This window comes from Halomonas sp. C22, from assembly GCF_007655045.1.
Classification (GTDB): Bacteria; Pseudomonadota; Gammaproteobacteria; order Pseudomonadales; family Halomonadaceae; genus Vreelandella; species Vreelandella hamiltonii.
This window is the reverse complement of the sequence record NZ_VBVC01000016.1, coordinates 1-15,822: the sequence shown is the minus strand read 5'-3', so window position 1 is coordinate 15,822 and position 15,822 is coordinate 1. Positions and strand designations below refer to the sequence as shown.

Sequence of the window (15,822 nt, the reverse complement as noted above, 5' to 3'; positions counted from 1 at the left end):
TCGAAGAAACCAAAACGCTAGCGATCAGCAGCTCTTGGCGGTGGGACGACGCCCCTCTTCGCCAGCAAAGAAAAACGGCCGCAACTTCACGCCAATCAAGTTGCCCGCAAAGGCCGCCGCCATCCAGACCCAGCCATGCAGGCTACCCGACGCAATGCCGCTGAAGTAAGCACCGATATTGCAACCAAACGCCAAACGCGCACCATACCCCAGCAGCAGGCCACCAATCACAGCGGCCAGCACCGAGCGCAGCGGAATACGGAAATTCGGCGCGAAACGCCCGGCCAGATGGGCGGCAGCCAGTGCTCCCAGCATGATGCCCACGTTCATGACCGTCGTGATATCGCTCCATACGCTGGCTTCCAGCGCGGCCGCGTTACCCGGTGCTTGCCAATAACCCCACTGGCTCACATCGCCGCCCACCAGCTCATACGCCTTGGCGCCCCATAGCGCAAAGGCCGAGGTAATTCCCCAGGGGCGACCCGCCAATGCCAGGGTGGCAAAGTTGAGCAGCGCCAGGGCAACGGCCCCCGCCACCAGCGGCCAAGGGCCCGTGAGCCAGCGCTCCACACCGGGCTTATCGACCGTGGGCACCTGCTCCAGCTGGCCATGACGGCGCTTCTCCATGATCACCGTAAAGGCGGCAATGGCAGCGAACAGCACTAGGCTGATACCGATACCGCCCCCCACGCCAGCCACGTTGACCAACGACACCGGCTGGAAGGCGGGCAAACTTTGCCACCAGGTGAAATGCGCAGACCCGATGACCGAGCCCACGATAAAGAACACCAGGGTAATCAGCATACGGGCATTACCACCGCCAGCGGTAAACAGCGTGCCCGAGGCACAGCCGCCTCCCAACTGCATGCCGATACCGAAGATGAACGCACCGAACAGCACCGAAATGCCGATCGGCGAGACGAAGCCACTCACCGGCGTACCAAACAGCGACCCCGCCCCCAGCGCCGGAAAAAACAGCACTACGGCAATCGCCAGCATGATCATTTGCGCCCGCAAGCCACGCCCACGACGCTCGGTAATGAACACCCGCCAGGCCGCCGTAAAGCCAAACGCTGCGTGATAGAGCACCATACCCAGCAGGCCGCCCACGATCATCAGCAGCCCGATATTGGCGCCAAAAATGACGCCAATCACGATCGCCCCCAGCACAATCGCTGCCATGGCCAGAAGGGGCACGCGGTACGAGACCGGAGCCACCATTGAGGTAGTCGCCATAATTCACCTGTTTAGCAACGCCAAAAGCGCCTGCAACAGCAAGGCGCTTGGCTAAGTTGGACAATAGTTATAAGCCTAACGGCGAGGCGTAAACGCCGGAAATTCTTTATTGAGAGGTTCATATTCCCAAAAGGAATATTTAAACAAAACGCCCCAGCCCTACCACCGAACGCAGCTTGTCCATGGTGATGGATGCCTCGGCACGGGCACGCTCAGCACCTTTCTGCAATATGGCTTCGATATGGGCAGGGTCTTCCATCAAGGCGTTATAGCGTTCACGCGGCGCGCTGAGATGGGCATTGAGGTATTCGAAGACCTGATCCTTGGCCTCTCCCCAGCCAATACCTTCTTCATACTGTTGACGCATGGTGGCGGTTTCGGCATCGCTGGCAAACGCGGCATAGATCTGGAACAGCGTACACGTGTCGGGGTCTTTGGGCTCACCAGGTTCCAGAGAGTTGGTCTTGATCTTGCGCACCAGCTTTTGCAGCTTTTTCTCGCTGACAAAAAGCGGAATGGTATTGTTGTAGCTTTTGGACATCTTGCGACCGTCCAGGCCTTTCAGCACCTCTGCCTTTTCGTTGACCACGGCTTCCGGCTGAGCAAAGTATTGCCCTTTGAACAGATGGTTGAAACGCCCTGCGATATCACGTGCCATCTCGATATGCTGGATCTGGTCGCGCCCGACCGGCACTTTATGGGCATTGAACATCAGGATATCGGCGGCCATCAGTACCGGGTAGCTAAACAGCCCCATGGTAATGCCCTTGTCCGGATCCTGGTCGCCAGCCTCTTCGTTCTCGGCCACGGCGGCCTTGTAGGCATGGGCTCGGTTCATCAGGCCCTTGGCACAGACGCACGACAGCATCCACATCAGCTCGGGAATTTCGCTGATATCCGACTGGCGATAGAAGATGGCGTTATCGGTATCCAGACCCAACGCCAGCCAGGTAGCGGCGATCTCCATGCGTGACGCCTGAACACGCTTGGGATCCTGACACTTGATCAGGGCGTGAAAGTCGGCCAGGAAGTAGAACGACTGCACGTTAGGGTCCTGGCTTGCCTCGATGGCAGGCTTGATGGCCCCGACGTAATTGCCGAGGTGAGGCGTCCCCGTCGTGGTAATCCCGGTCAGCACGCGGGTTTTGGCTATCTGACTCATGATCTGGATCCAACTGAATAAAGGTGAAAAACGATACGCTATTGTACGCCTATTTCCAAACGACGACTGCCTGTCCATCCGCTCGAGTGCCCAGCCGCACGAAGACGGGCTCACTCTGGGCCACGATGCCATCACGTTCAGACAGCACGGCCCCCAACGCCATGACCCATGATTCGCCTTGAAACACCACCGGCACGAACAGGCAGCCCTGAGATGGGCAATCCTGGGACACGCGCTGGGCATGGGGATGACCAAGATAGTCTTCGAAGCGCACCGTGGCGGAAGCCTCTATCTGCGGCGCGCCTTCCCACGATAGCTCGTCGAATCGCCACAATGCGTGTGATGCCGCACTCCCTGAGTTCATTTGAGCCTGCAGGGAAGCACGGAAATTGCCCGCGAGCCGCTTATCCACCAAGGCGGACTGCATGCCCATCATCGCCGTGACCAGTGCACTGGCCAGCAACACCATGACAATGACCAGCGCAGCGCCTCGTTGCGTTTCCATTCACTAGCCCTCTCCCTGCTATTCATCCAGATGAAACAGCGCTTCCCGATGAGCCACATGAAAGGTCACTGCTTGACCACCGGGCCCCAACGGCAATGCTACTTGATACACGGCAGGCGCCTGATCAACGGCGGTGCCGACGGGTTCATCGCGTGGACAGGAGGCTCCCTCGGCAGCCTGGAAGTTCACCAGCGGCTGCGCACGCGACATATCCTGTAGCGTGCAGCGACATTCACTGGCTGACGGTACGCACTGTAATCGGTAGTACGGCTCCCCCGCATCATCGTATGCTCCGCGGCGCTGAAGCGTGGTGGTAATGTGAGTCACGGAGAAAATCAGCGCCTCCTGCTGCCGCCCCAGGCTTTCAGTCTGCCGAAATGTGTGCAGAGTACTCAAGAAGAGCTGCCCTGCCCCTATCACGATGATGACGCCCATGACCATGGCCACCATCATCTCGGTCAGGGTGAAGCCGTTTTGCCTCTCCATAGGCGCCGCCACACTCCCTAAAGGGGTAGTTGAAAGGGATAGACAAGCGACTGAGGGCTGTCGTCCACTGCACTGTCGAGCCTTACCGTCACCTCGAACAGGCAACCTTGCCGAGCAATGGTGCTGTAAATGGCCTGGCCATGACGGATAAGCGGCCCGCCTGAGGCAGCGAACCAGGCCGTTTGCCAGGCACGCTCGATCTCGGCAAGCGGGATATCCTGACAGCCCTCGGCATGACGCGTTGCCGCCCAGACTCGTTCCTGGGCATCCAGCGCCGCCACGCTCACCAGCGTTTGCTGATAGCCGCGCTGCACGGCCTGCAAGGCTTTCAGCTGCATGGCAGCAATACTGATCAGGCCAAGTGACAGCACCACCAGCGCCACGAGTGCCTCGACCAAGGAGAAGCCGCCTTGCTGCCGGTGCTTACCAGCAGGCAGCAGGCAGCCGTTCGCCACGGGCGTTGTACTGCAAGTCTTCTTCGCAGCCATCGTCTCGCTCACTGGAAGCCGTCAGCAGGAAACCACCGTCTTCGTCACCACCATTGGCGACCGTAATGGCGTAGTTACCATCGGGCGAGGTGGCCGTAACGGCGCAGTCATTGTAGGAGTATTGACGTGAATAGCAGCGCTCCATCTCGGAGGCGGCCTGAAGCAGACCCGCATGTGCATCGGTACGCAGAGAACGCTCGACATAACGGTTGTAGCTGGGGTAGGCGATACCGACGACGATACCGATGATCGCGACGGCAATCAGCAGTTCGATGAGGGTGAACCCCTGGGGAGGAAACTTGCCGCCCACAGGGGGGATAGAGCGATCTGGCACGCGCGGTGCTCCCGTATCAACTGAATCATACTTCGAGTATGTCCCAAACCGATACGCTTTGCACCCACTAGAATAGACCTGGTGTTAACGCTATCTCACTGGTGACTATTCACTAACGATCACACGCTCGCGTAGCTCTTTGGGCATGGAGAACGTGATGTTCTCCTCACGACCTTGCAGTTCCACAGGTGCTTCTGCACCCAGTGCCTGCAATTGGTCGATGACGCCTTTCACCAGCACTTCCGGAGCGCTGGCACCGGCAGTGACGCCAATGCGCTTGACGCCTTCGAGCCAGGCAGCCTCGATCTGCTCGGCATTGTCGATCAGATAGGCGGGGGTCCCCATGCGCTCGGAAAGCTCCCGCAGGCGGTTGGAATTCGAGCTGTTGGGACTGCCCACGACCAGCACCAGGTCGCTGTCCGCTGCCAGCTCGCGCACCGCATCCTGGCGGTTTTGGGTGGCGTAGCAGATATCGTCCTTGCGCGGCCCCTGGATCTCGGGAAACTTCTCGCGCAGCGCGTCGATCACTTTGGCCGTGTCGTCCATGGAGAGCGTGGTCTGGGTGACGAACGCCAGCGCCGCAGGGTCGTTGACGACCAGATTGGCAACGTCCTGTTCGTCTTCCACCAGATAGATCTTGCCCCCATGGGAAGTGTCGTAGCGCCCCATGGTGCCTTCGACTTCGGGGTGGCCTTCATGCCCGATGAGAATGCACTCCTGGCCGCGCTTGGCGTAGCGCAGTACTTCCATGTGCACCTTGGTGACCAGCGGGCAAGTGGCATCGAAAACTTTCAGACCACGCTGTTCGGCATCCTGCTGAACCGCTCGGGAAACGCCGTGGGCCGAGAAGATGACGATCACATCGTCGGGCACTTCATGGAGTTCTTCGACGAAGACGGCCCCGCGCTCGCGCAGTGTTTCCACCACGAAGCGGTTGTGCACGACTTCATGGCGCACATAAATCGGCGGGCCGAAGACATCCAGCGCGCGATTGACGATATCGATCGCACGGTCGACCCCGGCGCAGAATCCGCGCGGGTTAGCCAGCTTGATCTGAATGGGCTGAGATGACTCTGATGACTGCATAAATGCGCCTTGATGCAACCTGCATCGCTCGGGAAATTAGTGTTTGGTGATCGGCGTGACGTTGAGCACTTCGACCTCGAACGTCAGCGTGCGCCCTGCCAGCGGGTGGTTGAAATCGACCTCCACGCGGTCACCTTCTACTGTTTTGACCACGCCCGGCAGTTCCGTTCCCGCCTTGTCGGCAAACGACATGACCATGCCCACTTCGGGCTCGTCGTCACCAAAATCTGCTCGCTTCAAGGTCTGGATATTCTGCGGATTATGCTGACCGAAGGCATGCTCCGGGGTAATCTGGAATGACCCGCTCTGGCCGGCGGCCATGCCCTTGATGGGGTGCTCGAAACCCGGCGGCAAGTTGCCATCGCCATATTGAAACGTGGCAGCCGATTTCTCTTTGGTGGAATCCACCACCGTGCCGTCCTCCAGCTTCAACGTGAAGTGGAGGGTGATTTCCATGCCATCGTCAATTAGGTAGTCCATAGTTCCTCACAGGTAGGCGCGGGGGCGTTCAGGCCATTTTTTTACGGCGTCGATCGCCCATGAACGACTCCCAGATAAGCCCCACGGCACCCAGCGTAATACCAATATCGGCCACGTTGAAAGCCGGGTAGTACCAGCCCGCCACGTGGAATGAGAGAAAGTCCACGACATAGCCGTGAATGAGCCGATCATACAAGTTGCCCAGCGCGCCACCGATGATCAACGGCAGCGCGATGGCCAGCAGCTTTTCGTCTGCCCGCACCCTGGAGAGCCACACGGTCAGCCCTATGCTGGCGCCAATGGCCACCGTGGCAAAGAACCAGCGCTGCCAGCCCGGATGGTCAGCCAGGAAGCTGAAGGCCGCGCCGGTATTGTGCAGCAGGGTCAGGTTGAAAAACGGCAGCACTTCAACCGGCTGTGCATAACTCAAAAAATGGCTGGCGGCGTATTTGGTCAGCAAATCCAGCACGATCACCGCCACCGCCAGCCATAGCCAGCGCAGCGGCCGCCGCATGGGCGGACGCTGGTGGGTCGACGCTTCCGTGCCGCTCACGGTGTTAGGCATAGTAACGAATCTCTCCACTGCCTTCGGGCAAGTTGCTCACACAGCGGCCACACAGGTCCGGGTGGGCGGCAAAACTGCCCACATCGGCGCGGTGGTGCCAGCAGCGCTCGCACTTGGCATGCTCACTGGCGTTGACGGCTACCTTCAACCCCTCAAGCTCGGTACTTTCGGCACCGGCCGCATCGGCCAGCGGCGCCAGATGCACTTCACTGGTGAGCATCACAAAACGCAGCTCGTCGCCCAGCTTGGCCAGCGCCGTGTGCAGTTCGTCGTTCACGTAAAGCGTGACTTCCGCCGCCAGGCTGCCCTTGATCACTTTGGCGTTACGGGCATCTTCCAGGCACTTGTTCACCGAGTGCTTCACTTCCAGCACCTGCTCCCAGAACGCCCGACCCATCTCGGCACCCTCATCCAGCGTGGAGAGGCCTGTGTAGTAGGTCTCCAGCAGCACGCTGTCGCCACGCTGGCCGGGGATATGCTCGAAAATCTCTTCGGCGGTGAACGACAAAATCGGGGCCACCCAGCGGCTCAACGCTTCCACCACGTGATACAGCGCGGTTTGCGCACTGCGACGGGCCAGCGAGTCGGTTTGCGTGGTGTACTGGCGGTCCTTGATGACATCCAGGTAGAAACCACCCAGCTCCCGTGCGCAGAAGCCGTGTACCTGCTGGTAGACATCCAGGAAGCGGTACTCTTCATAGGCTTTTTCGATACGGCCCTGCAGCTGAGCCGCGCGGTCCACTACCCACTGGTCCAGCGCCAGCATATCGCCGAACGCCACCTGATCCCGAGCAGGGTCAAAACCGCTCAGGTTGGACAGCAGGAAGCGGGCCGTGTTGCGAATACGGCGATAAACGTCGGCCGTACGCTTGAGAATTTCGTCGGAGACGGCCATCTCGCCGGAGTAGTCCGTCGAGGCGACCCACAAGCGCAGAATGTCCGCCCCCAGCTTGTCCATCACGCTTTGCGGGGCCACCACGTTACCGATGGACTTGGACATCTTGCGACCCTGGGCATCGACGGTGAAGCCGTGGGTCAGCAGCTGCCGGTAAGGCGCATGCCCATCGATGGCCGCGCCGGTCAGCAGCGAGGAGTGGAACCAACCCCGGTGCTGGTCCGAGCCTTCCAGGTAAAGGTCCGCCCGTGGGCCGCTCTCATGGCCATGGGGGTGCGAGCCGCGCAGCACGTGGCGGTGGGTGGTGCCCGAGTCGAACCACACGTCCAGCGTGTCGGTGACTTTCTCGTAGTCGGCGGCTTCCGCGCCCAGCAGCTCGGAGGGTTCCAGCTTGAACCACGCCTCGATGCCCTCTTGCTCCACGCGCTTGGCGGCCTCTTCCATCAGCCCCACGGTGTTCGGGTGCAGCTCACCGGTTTGCTTGTGCAGGAAGAAGGGAATCGGCACGCCCCAGTTACGCTGACGGGAGATACACCAGTCCGGGCGATTGGCGATCATGCTGTGCAGGCGCGCCTGCCCCCAGGCAGGGGTGAACTCGGTGGCTTCGATACCGGCCAGCGCCCGTTCGCGCAGGGTCTTGCCATCCTTGCCTTTGATATCCATGCCGACGAACCACTGGGCCGTGGCACGATAGATGACCGGCGTCTTGTGGCGCCAGCAGTGCATATAGCTGTGCGTGATCGGCGTATGTGCCATCAGCGCGTTTACGTCACGCAGCTTGTCGATGATGTTCGGGTTGGCTTTCCAGATCATCTGGCCGCCAAAGAACGGCAGGTCATCGGCATAAACGCCGTTGCCCTGCACGGGGTTCAGCATGTCGTCAAAGCTCATGCCGTGCTCACGGCAGGTAACAAAGTCATCCATACCGTAAGAAGGGGCGGAGTGAACGATACCGGTGCTGCCGACTTCAGACTCCACGTAATCCGCCAGATAAACCGGCGAGAGGCGGTCGTAGAACGGGTGGCGGAAATTGATCAGATCCAGGTTGTTGCCCTGAGTCGTCGCTACCACCTCACCTTGTAAACCAAAACGCTCCAGGCAGCTCTCGACCAGCTCTTCGGCCAGCAGCAGCAACCGCTCGCCGGTATCCACCAGCGCGTAGGTGAAGTCGGGGTGAACGTTCAGCGCCTGGTTGGCGGGAATGGTCCAGGGCGTGGTGGTCCAGATCACCACCGCCGCAGGCTTGGCCAGCTCGCTCAGACCGAACGCCGCTGCCAGCTTGTCGGCATCTTCCACGGGGAAGGCCACGTCGATGGCGTCAGATTTTTTATCAGCGTACTCGACTTCCGCCTCGGCCAGCGCCGAGCCACAGTCGAAGCACCAGTTGACCGGTTTAAGCCCTTTGAAGACGTAGCCCGCTTCGACCATATCGGCCAGGGCGCGGATCTCGCCCGCCTCGTTGGCGTAATCCATGGAGCGGTAGGGGTGATCCCAATCACCGATGATCCCCAGGCGCACGAAATCCACCAGCTGGGTTTCGATCTGGGCACCGGCGTACTCACGGCACAGCTCACGGGCTTTATCGGCCGGAAGGTGCTTGCCATGGGTGGTCTCGACCTTGTGCTCGATAGGCAGGCCGTGGCAGTCCCAACCCGGCACGTAGGGTGCATCGAAGCCCGCCAGGTTCTTGGACTTGACGATGATGTCCTTGAGAATCTTGTTGACGGCGTGACCGATATGGATGCTGCCGTTGGCATAGGGAGGGCCATCGTGCAGGACGAACAGCGGTGCCCCCGCACGGGCTTCGCGCAGGCGCTGGTACAGGTTCATGTCCTGCCACTGGGAAACGCGCCCTGGCTCCTGCTTCGGCAGCATGCCGCGCATGGGAAAGTCGGTTTCTGGCAGGTTTAGCGTGTGCTTGTAATCCATAGTTCCGGTCAGCCGTCGTTAGCATCGGCGTCGTTATCCGCCGAAGTGAAATCAGAAGAAGCGGTCTCACGCCCAAGCGGGGCCGAGGCCAGCGGAAGAGTACGTGCTACGCCAGCCTCAGCCGCCGCAAAATAGCGGCGCGCCCTGGCCTGGTCGTGTTGAATCTGCGCCTTCAGCGCGTCGAAATCGTCGAACTTCACTTCCCCGCGCAACCGTGCGCAAGGGTAAACCGTCAGCCGCTGACCATACAGGTCGCCGGAAAAGTCCAGCAGATGCACTTCGAGGGTGGGCCGTTTGGCCCCCACGGTGGGCCGAAAACCGACGTTGGCCACGGCGGGCAGGCGAGCACCGTTCGGCAGCTCGGCCACCACGGCAAACACACCGCGCAGCGTCAGCGGCTGGGGCAGCAGCGGCAAATTGGCCGTGGGCACACCGATGGTGCGCCCCAACTGCTGATCGCGCACCACGCGGCCATGCAGCGAATAGGGCCTGCCCAGCAGGCGCGCCGCCACCTCGAAATTGCCGCTGGCCAGTAAGGTACGCACCCGGGTGCTCGATACACGCCCCCCTGCCACCGTGAAGGTGTGGGTATTTTCGACGCCAAACCCATGGTGACTGCCCACGGCTTCCAGCAGCTCGAAATCGCCCTGGCGATCACAGCCAAAACGGAAGTCATCCCCTACCACCAGATGGCGGACGTTCAACCCCTGGATCAACACCTGGTCGATGAACTGGCGGCCGGTCAGGCTGCGCAAGGCGTCGTTGAACGGCAGGCAAAGCACCTGTTCCGCACCGTGGTCGTGCAGCAAGCGCACTTTTTCCCGCAGCCGCGTCAGACGAGGCGGCGCCTGGTCACCCGCAAAGAACTCCCGTGGCTGCGGCTCGAAGACCACCACGGTCAAGGGCACTCCCAGGCGGGCCGCGTGCTCTCGGCACTGCTGCAGGATCGCCTGATGGCCGCGATGCACGCCATCAAAATTACCGATGGTCGCCACGCAGCCACGCTGAGAGGGTGTCAGATTGTGCAGACCTCGAATGACGTGCATGGCACCTCTGCCGTCTTGAAAGCGTTTGATTATAACGAACGTGCTGGCCTGGTGCAGGTCAAGATTGCCATCGGGCCATCTTGACCAACGCCCCGCCTCAGCCTAGCTATTCATCCTGAAATGCCGTGGGCGCAGCCCCAGCGCCGTCAGCCACAGGAAGTAGAGTCCACCGCCAAGCACGACCAGTCCGGACACCCAGCGAATCCTTTGCCACATGCCGAACTCCAGCCACGCCTGCCAGTGGGGCGACACGAGATAGAGTGCCACCCCCATCAGCAGGCTGCCCCCACCCAGCTGCACCGCGTACCGCCCCCAGCCGGGCTGAAACACCAGCACGCCCTGACGATACAACAGGTAGCCCAGCAACCCCGCGTTCAGGAACGCCGACAGCGCCGTGGCCAGCGCCAGCCCTGCGTGCGCCAGCGGCCAGATCAGCAGCAAATTGAGCAGCATGTTGGCGACCATGGCGACGATCCCGACCTTCACGGGGGTTTTGGTGTCCTGGCGGGCAAAGAAGCCAGGGGCCAGCACCTTGATCAGCATGAAGGCCACCAGACCAAACGCATAGGCGCGCAGACTCATGGCTGCCATCTGAATATCCACCTCGGTCATCGCCCCATAGTGGAACAGCGTGATCAGGAAAGGCTCGGCCAGCACCGCCAGCGCCAGCGCCGCAGGCACGCCCAGCAACAGCACCACGCGAATGGCCCAGTCCAGCATGGCAGCGAAATGTTCGCTGGACTGCTCTGCGTGGCGCTTGGAAAGCGCGGGCAGGATGATGGTACCAATGGCTACCCCAAACACGCCCAGCGGCAGCTCCACCAAACGGTCCGAGTAGTAGAGCCAGGAGACGCTACCGGCTACCAGCAGCGACGCCAACACCGTATCCAGCAACAGGTTGATCTGCGACACCGATACGCCAAACAGCGCCGGAGCCATCAGCTTGAGAATACGCTTGACCCCATCATGGGCGAAGTTGGGCCATGGCGTTGGCAATAGCCCCAGGCGCAGCAAAAACGGCACCTGAAAGGCGAGCTGGGCAGCACCGGCAATCAGCACCCCCCAGGCCAGCGCCATGGCAGGCTCTTCCATCAGAGGCATTAAAAACAGCGCCGCCCCGATCAACGAAAGATTGAGCAACACTGGCGTAAACGCAGGAACGGCAAAGCGGTTCCAGGTATTCAGAACACTGCCGGAAAAGGCCGTCAAGGAAATCAGCAGCAGGTAGGGGAAGGTCAAGCGCAGCATGTCGGCGGTCATGGCCAGCTTGTCGGGGTCACGCCCAAAGCCTGGCGCAAACAGCCATACCAGCCAGGGCGCACCGAGCATGGCAAACGCCGTGATCAGCGCCAGGATGGCGGTCAGGCTGCCCGCCACCGCATTGAGCAGCTCACGAATTTCCTGCTTGCTGCGCTGGGTCGAGTACTCCGACAACACCGGCACAAAGGCCTGATTGAAGGCCCCTTCGGCGAACAGTCGGCGCATGAAATTGGGAATCTTGAACGCCACGAAGAAGGCGTCGGACCCGTTGCCCGCCCCCAGGAAGGTGGCAACCACCACATCCCGCACCAGCCCCATGACCCGCGAGATCATGGTCATGGCGCTCACCACCAGCCCAGAGCGCATCAGCCCTCGGCGCGGCGGCGACATATTGGCTTGCGGCGGTGTCTTCGCACTCATCACTGGTTCCATACTGAGAAAAGGGGGGGGGACTCAAGCAGCACGGGCAACGTTTGGACACAAAAAAACCGGCCGCAGCCGGTTTTTAGGGCGACTGCCGGCTTACGCCGCCAGAGCCTTGATGCGCTTGTTCAAGCGGCTTTTCAGGCGCGCTGCTTTCTTCTTGGAAAGCACGTCCTTGTCAGCAATACGGTCGACGACCGGCTGCATGACCTTGAACTCTTCCATGGCCTTGCCATGATCGCCAGTGTTGATCGCCTTGATCACGCGCTTGATGTAAGTGCGGACCATGCTGCGCTGGCTGGATTTCAGGACGCGACGAGTCTCGGCCTGGCGGGCGCGCTTGCGTGCTTGCTTGCTGTTCGCCACAGGTATCTCCTTGGAGAATAAGGGCTGCCTATCAACGGCAACGAATTTACTATGTGTTTGTCGGCTGGCAGTTGCCAAATCACGACATTTCCGTAACAACCAATTGATTTAGCAGGGTTTTCAACACTGCTAAATAGTGTAACGAGCAGTCTTATAGCTGCCCGCTCACGGGTCTTGTCTGAGAGGATGGCGTAGTCTATCACGCGCAAAGCGGGCTTACTAGCCAATGTCAATGCTTTTCGGGCGCGCCGCTAGGACATCGCTTGGCCCGTGGGCGCTAAAATCTTGCGCAAAAAGCGCCGCGTGCGCTCATCCTGCGGGTTCGTGAACAGTTGCTCGGGAGGCGCCTGCTCGACGATTTGACCTTCGTCCATAAATACCACGCGGTCGGCGACGTCTCTGGCAAACTGCATCTCGTGGGTGACCACAATCATGGTTTGCTTCTCGGCCGCCAGTTGCTTCATGAGAGCCAGCACTTCCTCCACCCACTGCGGGTCGAGTGACGAGGTCGGCTCATCGAACAAAATGACGTCGGCATTCGCCGCCATGGCACGACCAATGCCCACCCGCTGCTGCTGGCCGCCGGAGAGCGATGCAGGGTAAGCATCCGCTTTATCTGCTAACCCAATACGCTCCAGAATCTCCCTGGCGCGAGCGTGGGCCTGCGCCTTGGGTAGCTTGTCCACCACGATCATGCCTTCGCTAATGTTTTCCAGCGCGGTTTTATTGGCGAACAGGCCGTAATTCTGGAACACAAAGGCGGTGCGACGGCGCAGTGCCAAAATATCCGCCCGACTCGCCTTTCGCGCATCGACGCGCAGATCACCGACGGTAATATGCCCTGCCTCTGGGCGCTCTAGAAAATTGATACAGCGCAGCAGGGTCGATTTCCCCGTACCTGACGGGCCAATAATGACGATGATTTCGCCCTGTTCTAGGTGTAAATCGACATTGGTAAAGACCGGCTGCTGACCAAACTGCTTACTGACAGACTCAAGCGTAATCATCGCTGGTACGCCTTATTCAGATACGTTTCTAAACGGCGCTGGCCCCAAGAGAGCGCTTCCACCACCACCCAGTAGATGATCGCCACCAACAGGAAGGCTTCCAGATACAAAAAGCTGCCCGATGCCTCTTTCTGGGTGGCCCCCATCAACTCCGTCACGCCCAGCGTAAAGGCCAGCGAGGTCGCCTTGATCATATCAATGAAGTAGTTCATCAGCGTGGGCGTGGCCACGCGGGTGGCTTGGGGCAGAATGATGCGCCGCATCAGCTGCGGCTGGGTCATGCCTATCGAGAGCGCCGCTTCGGTTTGGCTACGGTCGATACCCACAATCGCTGCACGGATGGATTCCGCCATATACGCCGAAAAGTGCAGCGTCAGGCCCAATACCGCAGCAGTGACGCCATTAATGGAAATCAGCGCATTAATCAGTTGAGGCAGGCCGTAGTAAAACAAAAACAGTTGAACGAGCAGCGGCGTGCCGCGAAAAAACGAGATAAACAGCAGTGCCGCACCGTTTAGCACCGGGATTTTCAACACCCGCACGACCGCCAACAAGCAGGCAATGACTAGCGCAAATACCATGGCGATGCTCGCCATTTGCAGCGTTAGTGGTAAATAACTGAGCAGGACCGGCAGAAGGCCCCACATATACTCCAAATTCAGCATCGTCGTATCGCTTATGGGTATCCGGAATTTCTGGTTGATAAAATGCCAAAGATGTAAAGAAGAAAATCTTTCTCAGCGGATTATCTGATTGATCCTCTTCAGCCTACTCTACTGCCAATTTTCTGTTTCCACCTTCGCCTGAGTCTTCATAGCGATGCTGACTAGGGAGGACAGCGAGAGCTGGGCAAGCGTCAAAGCGGTTCTGGTTCATGCGCAATCCGGACACCTGCACAACATTCCTCTAGTAAGAAACCGATCAAATTCTCTAGGTGCCCATACTCGGGTATACAGACAATCGTGCGGCTATGTTTCTCCTGCCGGATCAGCCCTACCTTGGCCATGCGCGCAAGGTGATGTGATAGCGTCGAAGCAGGAATACCCAGCCCCTTCTGGATATCTCCGACCGAAGCCCCATCATGGCCAGCTTTGACCAGAAAGCGGAACACGGACAGTCGGTGACTATTCCCTAGCTCAGCTAAGCTGGCTGCAACCTTTTCGTGATCCATAGCACGCCCCAATAATTCGATGTTTCTAGAATTATAGTTGACAGGTCGGATAAACGCAAGTAGGCTGCGTACATCATTTCGACAATACTAGAAATATAGGAGTAATATTGAATGTCATCTCAACTCCAAGACGCTCTAGGCATGTTCGCCTTTCTCGCTATCGGGCTATCGGTTTTATTCATTGGCATTAGCTTGCTGGTCGGAGTTCTTCAACGTCACATCCCACCATCCAAGGTGGAAGCGTTACTGACTTCCAGTGGGAAGCGAGGCTATTTTCTTGCTGCTGGTTTAGGAGCTATAACGCCCTTCTGTAGTTGCTCGACTATCCCCATGTTGAAAGGGTTGATTCGGGCACGGGCCGGTTTTGGGCCGATGATGGTGTTTCTTTTCTCATCTCCGTTGCTGAATCCTATCGTCGTCGGCCTGCTGGTTGCCACGTTTGGATGGACACTTACTGCTATCTATGTGCTCGCCGCTTTGGTGGTCGCGGTAGGTGCCGGATGGCTGCTTCACACGCTTGGCTTCGAGCGTTATGTGCGCCGGACGGCGACACAAGAGAGCAGTGGATGTAGTTCATCAGCAAGCCCGTGCAGTGCTACATCGACCGCATCGAGTTGCGGCACCAACAGCTGCGACACCACTCCGAAGACGGCTTCTTGCGGGGCTGATAGGAAGACAACAGTCTCTACGTCTAGCGAATGCTGTGACAGTCAACCCACTGTCACGGTTAAGAAAGAAGGGAAGTACAGTGGTGTGTGGCGGGAAGCTTGGTCGGACTTTATCGATGTGTTGCCTTACCTGCTCATCGGTATTGCGATTGGCAGCGTGATCTATGGTTTCATGCCCACTGACTTATTGGAGCAGTATGCAGGCCCAGATAATCCCTTTGCCATTCCAGTTGCCGCTGTCATCGGCGTGCCGTTGTATATTCGCGCTGAAGCCGTCATACCTCTGGCAGCGGCTCTGATGGCCAAAGGCGTGGGTGCCGGGACGGTGCTAGCGTTGATCATCGGCAGTGCCGGAGCCAGCCTGACTGAGCTCATTCTGTTGCGCTCTTTGTTCACGCTGAAGCTTTTAGCGGCGTTTTTAGCAGTCATTTTTGCTATGGCGATGATTGCCGGTTACGCCACCTACCTGTTTTTCTGATCAAGGCGGGAGATGATTAATTCGTTAAGCCTTCCTGGGTACCAGTTGGTGGATTCTGATGAGCAGAATGAAGACATACATTTTCGGCTTGAAGCACCTACACCAGTAGCCTGCGAGGGGTGCGGCGTGCAGGGTGAGTTCGTGCGGTTCGGCAAGCGTGACGTTCCCTATCGTGATCTGCCCATCCACGGCAAGCGGGTCACTCTCTGGGTGGTCCGCCGCCGATACACCTGCCGG

The 15,822-nt window shown here is 59.2% G+C and carries 18 protein-coding genes; 2 read left to right on the top strand and 16 right to left on the bottom strand.

Going from position 1 to position 15,822, the window contains the following annotated elements; translation table 11 throughout:
- Positions 1 to 24: 24 nt before the first annotated feature.
- From FEU76_RS18100 to FEU76_RS18025, 16 genes are all read right to left on the bottom strand, one after another.
- Positions 25 to 1,236 (bottom strand): YeeE/YedE family protein, encoded by a 1,212-nt coding sequence (locus tag FEU76_RS18100; RefSeq protein WP_096921536.1) that lies wholly within the window; start codon positions 1,234 to 1,236, stop codon positions 25 to 27.
- A gap of 139 nt (positions 1,237 to 1,375) precedes the next feature.
- Positions 1,376 to 2,398, bottom strand: a complete 1,023-nt coding sequence (locus tag FEU76_RS18095; RefSeq protein ID WP_096921537.1) for a tryptophan--tRNA ligase — start codon at positions 2,396 to 2,398, stop codon at positions 1,376 to 1,378.
- Between the two features lie 49 nt (positions 2,399 to 2,447).
- On the bottom strand, positions 2,448 to 2,903 hold the full coding sequence (locus FEU76_RS18090; protein WP_144984919.1) for a hypothetical protein: 456 nt from the start codon (positions 2,901 to 2,903) through the stop codon (positions 2,448 to 2,450).
- Positions 2,904 to 2,921: 18 nt separating this feature from the next.
- Positions 2,922 to 3,389: a PilW family protein gene (locus FEU76_RS18085; RefSeq protein WP_039182341.1), complete on the bottom strand. Its 468-nt coding sequence runs from the start codon at positions 3,387 to 3,389 to the stop codon at positions 2,922 to 2,924.
- 17 nt (positions 3,390 to 3,406) lie between these two features.
- Positions 3,407 to 3,844: a type IV pilus modification PilV family protein gene (locus FEU76_RS18080; RefSeq protein ID WP_240525256.1), complete on the bottom strand. Its 438-nt coding sequence runs from the start codon at positions 3,842 to 3,844 to the stop codon at positions 3,407 to 3,409.
- Positions 3,813 to 4,211, bottom strand: coding sequence for a type IV pilin protein (locus tag FEU76_RS18075; RefSeq protein WP_276307082.1), 399 nt, complete (start codon positions 4,209 to 4,211; stop codon positions 3,813 to 3,815). Before FEU76_RS18075 ends, FEU76_RS18080 begins: the two co-directional genes overlap by 32 nt.
- 105 nt (positions 4,212 to 4,316) lie before the next feature.
- Positions 4,317 to 5,297 carry a 4-hydroxy-3-methylbut-2-enyl diphosphate reductase gene (gene ispH, locus FEU76_RS18070; protein WP_039182336.1) on the bottom strand — a complete coding sequence of 327 codons (981 nt, stop codon included), beginning with the start codon at positions 5,295 to 5,297 and terminating at the stop codon, positions 4,317 to 4,319.
- Between the two features lie 36 nt (positions 5,298 to 5,333).
- The gene (fkpB, locus tag FEU76_RS18065; protein ID WP_039182333.1) at positions 5,334 to 5,777 is read right to left on the bottom strand and encodes an FKBP-type peptidyl-prolyl cis-trans isomerase; all 444 of its coding nucleotides are present in this window, start codon (positions 5,775 to 5,777) and stop codon (positions 5,334 to 5,336) included.
- A 28-nt stretch (positions 5,778 to 5,805) separates the two neighbouring features.
- Positions 5,806 to 6,342, bottom strand: a complete 537-nt coding sequence (lspA, locus tag FEU76_RS18060) for a signal peptidase II (protein WP_016916030.1) — start codon at positions 6,340 to 6,342, stop codon at positions 5,806 to 5,808.
- A complete protein-coding gene (gene ileS / locus FEU76_RS18055; protein WP_144984916.1) occupies positions 6,335 to 9,166 on the bottom strand; it encodes an isoleucine--tRNA ligase in 2,832 nt (943 codons plus the stop codon). Before ileS ends, lspA begins: the two co-directional genes overlap by 8 nt.
- An 8-nt stretch (positions 9,167 to 9,174) precedes the next feature.
- The gene (gene ribF / locus FEU76_RS18050; protein ID WP_144984913.1) at positions 9,175 to 10,212 is read right to left on the bottom strand and encodes a bifunctional riboflavin kinase/FAD synthetase; all 1,038 of its coding nucleotides are present in this window, start codon (positions 10,210 to 10,212) and stop codon (positions 9,175 to 9,177) included.
- Between the two features lie 102 nt (positions 10,213 to 10,314).
- Entirely contained in the window at positions 10,315 to 11,892 is a 1,578-nt protein-coding gene (gene murJ, locus FEU76_RS18045) for a murein biosynthesis integral membrane protein MurJ (protein WP_016916026.1), read from the bottom strand.
- Positions 11,893 to 11,994: 102 nt separating this feature from the next.
- Complete coding sequence (gene rpsT, locus FEU76_RS18040) at positions 11,995 to 12,261, bottom strand: 30S ribosomal protein S20 (protein WP_016916025.1); 267 nt, start codon at positions 12,259 to 12,261, stop codon at positions 11,995 to 11,997.
- 251 nt (positions 12,262 to 12,512) lie between these two features.
- Positions 12,513 to 13,268: an amino acid ABC transporter ATP-binding protein gene (locus FEU76_RS18035; RefSeq protein ID WP_144984910.1), complete on the bottom strand. Its 756-nt coding sequence runs from the start codon at positions 13,266 to 13,268 to the stop codon at positions 12,513 to 12,515.
- Positions 13,265 to 13,933, bottom strand: a complete 669-nt coding sequence (locus FEU76_RS18030; protein WP_144984907.1) for an amino acid ABC transporter permease — start codon at positions 13,931 to 13,933, stop codon at positions 13,265 to 13,267. The genes FEU76_RS18035 and FEU76_RS18030 overlap by 4 nt, the downstream gene beginning before the upstream one ends.
- Before the next feature lie 191 nt (positions 13,934 to 14,124).
- On the bottom strand, positions 14,125 to 14,439 hold the full coding sequence (locus FEU76_RS18025; RefSeq protein WP_068435097.1) for an ArsR/SmtB family transcription factor: 315 nt from the start codon (positions 14,437 to 14,439) through the stop codon (positions 14,125 to 14,127).
- Between the two features lie 111 nt (positions 14,440 to 14,550).
- On the opposite strand from FEU76_RS18025, the gene FEU76_RS18020 reads away from it, so the two are divergent.
- Positions 14,551 to 15,585: a permease gene (locus FEU76_RS18020; protein ID WP_144984904.1), complete on the top strand. Its 1,035-nt coding sequence runs from the start codon at positions 14,551 to 14,553 to the stop codon at positions 15,583 to 15,585.
- 12 nt (positions 15,586 to 15,597) lie between these two features.
- Positions 15,598 to 15,822 (top strand): transposase family protein (locus FEU76_RS18015; protein ID WP_144984901.1); only part of this gene is annotated, 225 nt, incomplete at its 3' end.